Annotated in this window: 8 protein-coding genes and 1 other RNA gene; 4 read left to right on the top strand and 5 right to left on the bottom strand. The window is 68.0% G+C overall.

Annotated features, from left to right (window positions below; translation table 11 throughout):
• Together AC1DOC_RS14415 and htpX are read left to right on the top strand one after the other, a co-directional pair.
• Window positions 1-552: DUF3025 domain-containing protein (locus AC1DOC_RS14415; protein ID WP_478129978.1), on the top strand; the 552-nt coding region annotated here is incomplete at its 5' end.
• Window positions 553-704: 152 nt separating this feature from the next.
• Window positions 705-1493, top strand: coding sequence for a protease HtpX (gene htpX, locus AC1DOC_RS14420; protein ID WP_478129979.1), 789 nt, complete (start codon window positions 705-707; stop codon window positions 1491-1493).
• Window positions 1494-1580: 87 nt separating this feature from the next.
• Here the strand turns inward: htpX and AC1DOC_RS14425 are convergent, their stop codons facing one another.
• The 5 genes from AC1DOC_RS14425 to cysK all read right to left on the bottom strand — a co-directional run bounded on the left by AC1DOC_RS14425 (window position 1581) and on the right by cysK (window position 6172).
• Entirely contained in the window at window positions 1581-2000 is a 420-nt protein-coding gene (locus AC1DOC_RS14425; protein WP_478129980.1) for a hypothetical protein, read from the bottom strand.
• 31 nt (window positions 2001-2031) lie between these two features.
• A complete protein-coding gene (locus tag AC1DOC_RS14430; RefSeq protein ID WP_081247505.1) occupies window positions 2032-2841 on the bottom strand; it encodes a ProQ/FINO family protein in 810 nt (269 codons plus the stop codon).
• A gap of 56 nt (window positions 2842-2897) precedes the next feature.
• A complete protein-coding gene (locus tag AC1DOC_RS14435; RefSeq protein ID WP_062363219.1) occupies window positions 2898-3527 on the bottom strand; it encodes a flavin reductase family protein in 630 nt (209 codons plus the stop codon).
• Between the two features lie 11 nt (window positions 3528-3538).
• Entirely contained in the window at window positions 3539-5179 is a 1641-nt protein-coding gene (locus AC1DOC_RS14440; protein ID WP_436299540.1) for an NAD(P)/FAD-dependent oxidoreductase, read from the bottom strand.
• A 72-nt stretch (window positions 5180-5251) separates the two neighbouring features.
• On the bottom strand, window positions 5252-6172 hold the full coding sequence (cysK, locus tag AC1DOC_RS14445; RefSeq protein WP_062363213.1) for a cysteine synthase A: 921 nt from the start codon (window positions 6170-6172) through the stop codon (window positions 5252-5254).
• Window positions 6173-6266: 94 nt separating this feature from the next.
• Between cysK and rnpB the strand changes: the two genes are divergently transcribed.
• An RNA gene (rnpB, locus tag AC1DOC_RS14450) (RNase P RNA component class A) lies at window positions 6267-6614 on the top strand.
• A 103-nt stretch (window positions 6615-6717) separates the two neighbouring features.
• A partial coding sequence (locus AC1DOC_RS14455; RefSeq protein WP_478129981.1) for a MarR family winged helix-turn-helix transcriptional regulator occupies window positions 6718-7066 on the top strand: 349 nt, incomplete at its 3' end.

A 7066-nucleotide genomic window follows, 5' to 3' on the forward strand; every position in this document is an offset into this window, starting at 1 on the left:
ATCTTCCAGACCGGCACCGTGCCGACGCGCGACAACCTGCACGACTTCTTCAACGGCCTCGTCTGGCTCGCCTTTCCAGAGGCCAAGCGCCGCCTCAATGAACTGCAGGCCGCCGAGATCGCCCGCGCGGGCGTCGGCGCCACGCGCGGCCCGTTGCGCGATGCACTCACGCTGTTCGACGAGAACGGCGCCGTGCTCGATGCGCCCGAGCCGCTGTGGCGGGCGCTCGCCGCGCGCGACTGGCACACGCTCTTCGTGACGCAGCGCGCGCTGTGGTCCGGGGCGCGCCTCTGGTTGTTCGGCCATGCGCTGCTCGAGAAACTCGCCGCGCCGCGCAAGGCGCTCACCGCGCATGTGCTGCGGCTGCCGGCACCGGCTGCCGGCGGTTCGGCGGCGTCCTGCGACGGGGCGCTGGCGCGCAGCCTCGCGCCGGATCACCTGGCGCAAAAGCCCTTCGTTCCGCTGCCCGTGCTCGGCGTGCCGGGCTGGTGGGCCGGCAACGCGGCGGCGAATTTCTACGACGATCCCAAGGTCTTCAGGCCCGGTCCGTAGAACTTTTGCTCCTATCATCGCTCTACCTGCAAGCCGCGGTGCGGCTCCTCCAGAACCCCAACAACACAGGAAGAGCGCCATTTCCTGCACGGCTTGAAGAGGGCCATCCGGTCCTCATCTAGGCGGCAGCATTCCCCCACGGAGAATTCAACTTGAAACGTATCCTTCTGTTCGTTTTGACCAATGTGATGGTCGTTGCAGTGCTCGGCATCGTCGCCAGCCTGCTCGGCGTGCTCCTGATCAGCAAGCCCATGGCCAAGTGGACCACCAAGCTGCACATGATCGACAACCCCCAGTCGCCCGACGAGGCCTGGATCGTCGGCACGGTGCGCAAGTTTGCCGACAAGGCCGGCATCGGCATGCCCGAGGTCGGCATCTTCGAGGGCGAGCCCAATGCCTTCGCGACCGGCGCGTTCAAGAACTCGTCGCTGGTGGCGGTGTCCACCGGCCTGCTGCAGAACATGACGCGCGAAGAGGTCGAGGCCGTGATCGGCCACGAAGTGGCGCACATCGCCAACGGCGATATGGTCACCATGACGCTGATCCAGGGCGTGATGAACACCTTCGTCGTGTTCCTCTCGCGCGTGATCGGCTATGCGGTCGACAGCTTCCTGCGCCGCGGCGACGACCGTTCGTCGGGCCCGGGCATCGGCTACTACGTGAGCACCATCGTGCTGGACATCGTGCTGGGCTTTGCCGCCGCCATCGTGGTGGCGTGGTTCTCGCGCCAGCGCGAATTCCGCGCCGACGCCGGCTCGGCCGCGCTCATGGGCCAGAAGCAGCCGATGATGAACGCACTCGCGCGCCTGGGCGGCCTGCCGGCCGGCGAACTGCCCAAGGCGGTGGAAGCCATGGGCATCACGGGCAGCATCGGCAAGCTCTTTGCCACGCACCCGCCAATCGAAGAGCGCATTGCGGCGCTGCAGAACGCGCGTAGCTGATCGATCGATCCGCTGCCACAGCAAAAAAGGAAAAGCCGCCACGGGTTGCCGTGGCGGCTTTTTCATTGGGGCCGGCGCGGGGCAGCCTCAATACGAACGCAGCGAAATACCCCAGCGCCCGTCTACGCGCGTAGCGATCCAGAGATTGCGGTGCGTGCYGAGCACCGTGCCGGCTTCGTCCTCGCGCGTGTAGCTGACGACGAAGTGCACCTTGTCGGCGCTTGCGAGCACCGCTTCCTTCGACTGGTAGCGCGTGCGCTGCCAGCCCGAAGCCATGAGCTGCTCGAAAAACCCGGCCGGATGATGGCCGGACGCCTGCCATTCGAGGCGGTCGGCGCCCGAGAGCATCAGGTGCGGAAAATGAAGCTCGCCGTCCATGCCCGCGGTGTCGCAGGCATTGAAGCGTTCGGTGAAGCGGTCGAGGCAGGCGGAGGCTTCGGCGATCGCGTCCGACACAGCCGCGCCTGCGGAGGCCTCCGGCGTGACGAAGCTGGCGAAGCCGGTCATGGTTGCTGCGGCGGCGACAACGCCAGGGCGATCAGGCCGCCGGAGCCGCCGGCTGCCGCTCGGTCCGTGCGCGTGCGAGCGTGCTTGCGACCTCGTCGGCATCCATGCCGTACATCTCGGCGAACTCGTGCTCGCTGCTGCGGCCGCTGGCCTCGAAGGCGCGCAGCAGCGCCTCGCGCTTGGCGGCCTGGCGGGCCAGCTCGGCCAGCGCTTCGTCGAGCACGGCGTTGGTTTCCTCGTCGCGCGAGCGCACCAGCACCGCGTAGGCCTCGCGGTCCAGGCCCGAGGCTTCCACGGCGCGGGCGATGCGCGCCACCAGCTGCGGGCGCAGGTCCTCGCCGGGGTTGCGCTGCACGCGGCGGCGGTGCAGTTCGAGGATCGCGTGGTGCACATGCTCGGGCGCGACCGGCTCCACCGCGTTGCCGTCGAGGTCGTGGCGCGCCAGGCCCGCGGCCACCGCCTCGAGATAGCGCGTGGAGCGTGCGTGCAGGCCCAGCGCAACCTTCAGCTCGTCCTTCTTGAAATCGTCGGGGTGCTTCTCGAGCAGGTCCTGGAACACGCCGAGCTTGAGCGGCAGGAAGCGCGCGCCGAACATGTTGGGGTACAGCTCGAACAGCTTTTCGAGCGCCGGGTGCACCTTGCGCGCGCGCTGCGGCTGTGGCTGCTGCGCGGCCTGCCTGGGCTTCTGCTTTTGTTGTTGCTGGCGCGGCGCGCGCGGCGGCCGGGGCCGGCGTGCGTCGGCCTTCGGCTGCTGCTGCGACTGGTGCAACTGGGCGGTGCCCTCGGCTTCCGCCGGCTGGACTTCCTGGATTTCTTCTTGGGGCGTGGCGGTGTCGGTCATCGGTCGGTTCTTGTCAGGTTGGCTGGCAGCGGCGGAGAAAAATGGATTCCGCGCGTTCAGCGCGGGCGGAACATCTTGAAGAGATTGTCGGGGCTGATCTCGAAGTAATCGGCCGGGCCGCCGCCGCGCAGGATGGGCTGCGCCGCGGCGGTGTCGTAGATGCCGTTCTTCAGCAGGTGGCGCGCAATGTGCACGCCCACCACTTCGCCGAGGATCAGCCAGGTGGGCACCGGCACGCCGTCCACGCCCTCGAGCTGCAGCAGCTGCGTGAGCCGGCATTCGAAGGACACCGGGCTCTCGGCCACGCGCGGCACCGCAATGTGGCGCGACGCTGCGGGCGTGAGGCCGGCGAGCTCGAACTCGTTCACCTCGGGCGGCACCGCGGCGCACGACTGGTTCATCTGCTCGGCCAGCGGGCGGGTGGCCAGGTTCCAGCCGAACTCGCGCGTCTGGCGGATGTTGTGCAGGCTGTCCTTGGCGCCGATGCTCGCAAAGCCCACGATGGGCGGCGTGTAGTTGAAGGCGTTGAAGAAGCTGTAGGGCGCGAGGTTGAGCGCACCGTTTTCGTCCTGCGACGAGATCCATCCGATCGGCCGCGGGCCGACCATGGCATTGAACGGATCGTGCGGCAGGCCGTGGCCCTTGGCGGGTTCGTAGAAGTGGAAATCGTCGTTCGGCAGGGCCATGGGTTCCTTGCTCATGTTCCGGTGACGCTGCGCGCCACCGCTTCGGCCACCTTGATGCCGTCGACGCCGGCCGACAGGATGCCGCCCGCGTAGCTCGCGCCTTCGCCGGCGGGGTAGAGGCCGCGCACGTTGAGGCTCTGGAAGTCGTCGCCGCGCGTGATGCGGATCGGCGASGAGGTGCGCGTTTCCACGCCGGTGAGCACCGCATCGTGCAGGTCGAAGCCCTTGATCTTGCGGCCGAAGGCGGGAAAGGCCTCGCGCATCGCCTCGATGGCGTAGGCCGGCAGCGCCTGGTGCAGGTCGGTGGGCGTGACGCCGGGCTTGTACGAGGGCGTCACGCTGCCGAGCCCGGTCGAGGGCCTGCCCGCGATGAAGTCGCCCACCAGCTGGCCGGGCGCGCGGTAGTCGCCGCCGCCGAGCACGAAGGCGTTCGATTCGAGTTCGCGCTGCAGCGCGATGCCGGCGAGCGCGTCGCCCGCGGTCTCGGGCGTCCAGCCGGGAAAGTCGCGCGGGTCGATGCCCACCACGATGCCCGCGTTGGCGTTGCGCTCGTTGCGCGAATACTGGCTCATGCCGTTGGTGACCACGCGGCCGGGCTCGCTGGTGGCCGCCACCACGGTGCCGCCGGGGCACATGCAGAAGCTGTAGACCGAGCGGCCATTGCTCGCGTGGTGCACCAGCTTGTAGTCGGCCGCGCCGAGCAGCGGATGGCCCGCATGGCGGCCCCAGCGTGCGCGGTCGATCAGGCCCTGCGGATGCTCGACGCGAAAGCCGATGGAAAAGGGCTTGGCCTCGATGTGCACGCCGCGTGCGTGCAGCATGGAAAAAGTGTCGCGCGAGCTGTGGCCGAGCGCCATCACCACATGGTCGGCGCGCAGCTCGCTGCTCGTGCCGGTCGCCTGGTCGAGCACGGTGAGGCCGCGAAGCTGGCCGTTCTCGATCTGCACGTCGGTCACGCGCTGCTCGAAGCGGATCTCGCCGCCCAGCGAGACGATCTGCTCGCGGATGTTTTCCACCACCTTCACCAGCTTGAAGGTGCCGATGTGCGGATGCGCGACATAAAGGATCTCTGGCGGCGCGCCGGCCTTCACGAACTCTTCCATCACCTTGCGGCCGAGGAAGCGCGGGTCCTTGATCTGGCTGTAGAGCTTGCCGTCCGAGAAGGTGCCGGCGCCGCCTTCGCCGAACTGCACATTCGACTCGGGGTCGAGCACGCTCTTGCGCCACAGGCCCCAGGTGTCGCGGGTGCGCTGGCGCACGGTCTTGCCGCGTTCGAGCACGATGGGCTTGAACCCCATCTTCGCGAGCATCAGCGCCGCAAAGATGCCGCAGGGGCCGAAGCCGATCACCACCGGCCGGGGCGCGCCTTCGGGTGCCTGCGCGGGCGGCGTGTAGCGCATGTCGGGCGCGGCCTGGATGTGCGGATGCGCAGCGTGCTTCGCGAGCAGTGCGGCTTCGAGCCCGGCGTCGGCCAGCTGCACGTCGGCGATGTAGACCGTGAGCAGGTCGGCCTTGCGCGCGTCGAAGCTGCGCTTGAAGACGGTGTGGGAAGCGATCGCTTCGAACGGGACGTCCAGCGTCCGGGCGATCAGAGCGGCCAGCGCCTCGGGGGCGTGGTCCAGCGGGAGTTTGAGTTCGGAAATTCTCAGCATGTCATGGGGCTTGTGGTTATCAAGCAGGCCACGGATTTTACGCGCCGAGGCGCTATGAAAGAGATAGCTGGGTCAGGCTGGGAGGAAGCCCTCGACGGAGAGATAGCGCTCGCCGGTGTCGTAGTTGAATCCCAGCACCACCGCATCGGGTGCCAGCGAGGGCAGCTTCTGCGCGATGGCCGCGAGCGTGGCGCCCGAGGAAATGCCCACCAGCATGCCTTCCTCGACCGCGCAGCGGCGGGCCATTTCGCGCGCCGGTTCGGCGTCGACCTGCAGCACGCCGTCGAGCAGCGAGGTGTCGAGGTTCTTCGGGATGAAGCCCGCGCCAATGCCCTGGATCGGGTGCGGCGAGGGCTGGCCGCCCGAGATCACCGGCGAGGCCACCGGCTCCACCGCGAACACCTGCAGCTTCGGCCACTTCTTCTTGAGCACCCGCGCCACGCCCGTGATGTGGCCGCCGGTGCCCACGCCGGTGATCAGCACGTCGATGCCGTCAGGAAAGTCGGCCGCGATTTCCTCGGCCGTGGTGCGCACGTGCACGTCGATGTTGGCGGGGTTGTTGAACTGCTGCGGCATCCACGCGCCCGGCGTGCCGGCCACGATTTCCTCGGCGCGCGCGATGGAAGCCTTCATGCCGCCGGCGCGCGGCGTGAGGTCGAAGGTGGCGCCGTAGGCCAGCATGAGGCGGCGGCGCTCCACCGACATGCTGTCGGGCATCACGAGGATCAGCTTGTAGCCCTTGACGGCCGCGACCATGGCCAGGCCGATGCCGGTGTTGCCCGAGGTGGGCTCCACGATGGTGCCGCCGGGCTTCAGCGCGCCGGACTTCTCGGCGTCTTCCACCATCGACAGCGCGATGCGGTCCTTGATGGAGCCGCCGGGGTTGGCGCGCTCGGACTTGATCCACACCTGCTGCTTCGCATTGCCGAACAGGCGGTTGATGCGGATGTGCGGCGTGTTGCCGATGGTCTGGAGGATGTTCTGGGCCTTCATGGGATCYCCTTGGGCTTTTGTCGGGGCAGTCGAAGCGCCATTGTGGAGCGGACGGCCGGCGCCCGCGAGGTAATCGAGCGATAATCCCCGGCGTGAAGCACGCCAGACCGCCGCTGGTGCAAGCCCGCAAGGGGCGACGCCGCAAGGCGCCGCGTCGAAAGACCGCACTGGAGGAACGTCCGGACTGCACAGGACAGCGCAGGAGTTAACGACTCTCCACCGTGAGGTGAGGATCAGAGCAACAGAGACGAGCCGATTCAGTTCGGGTGAAACGGGCAATCTCTGCGCGCAGCAACACCAAGTAGGCCAGTATCGAGGTGGTTCCGCTGAGCTGGCGGGTAGGTGGCATCGAGCCGTTTGGCGACAAGCGGCCCAGAGTAATGGCGGTCACGTTGGGGGCAACTCCAACGCACAGAATCCGGCTTATCGGCGGGCTTCACACTTTTCTTCTTTCCTGATTTCCCCCTGGGGTTCTTCCATGGGGCGCTGCAGTGCTGCGGCTTTTCTCCTAAAATAGATAGCAAGCTAACTAATTTGAGAGAACCATGGCCCACGTCTCGAAGACCCGAGAAGCCGCGCTGATGTCGCTCGGCATGGCGCTGTCGCCGCTGCAGCGCGGCTACCGGGCCGCGGCCGACAAGGCGGTGGCGCATGTCGGGCTTTCGCAGTCGCTGGCGTGGCCGATCGTGATGATCGGCCGCCTGCACGGCGGCGTGCGCCAGGGCGTGCTTGCCGAGGCGCTGGGCATCGAGGGGCCTTCGCTGGTGCGCTCGATCGACCAGCTGGTGGAGGCCGGCTTCGTGGAGCGCCGCGAAGACCCGGCCGACCGCCGCGCCAAGACGCTGCATCTCACGCCGGCCGGCGAGGCCGCCTGCCAGCCCATCGAGGCCGCGC

It is taken from the genome of Variovorax sp. 01T439_2, from assembly GCF_056398445.1.

Coding starts and splice junctions, on each gene's coding strand:
- AC1DOC_RS14430 (WP_081247505.1), bottom strand. CDS start 2,841: ATGACCGACACCGCCACGCCCCAAGAAGAAATCCAGGAAGTCCAGCCG.
- AC1DOC_RS14435 (WP_062363219.1), bottom strand. CDS start 3,527: ATGGCCCTGCCGAACGACGATTTCCACTTCTACGAACCCGCCAAGGGC.
- cysK (WP_062363213.1), bottom strand. CDS start 6,172: ATGAAGGCCCAGAACATCCTCCAGACCATCGGCAACACGCCGCACATC.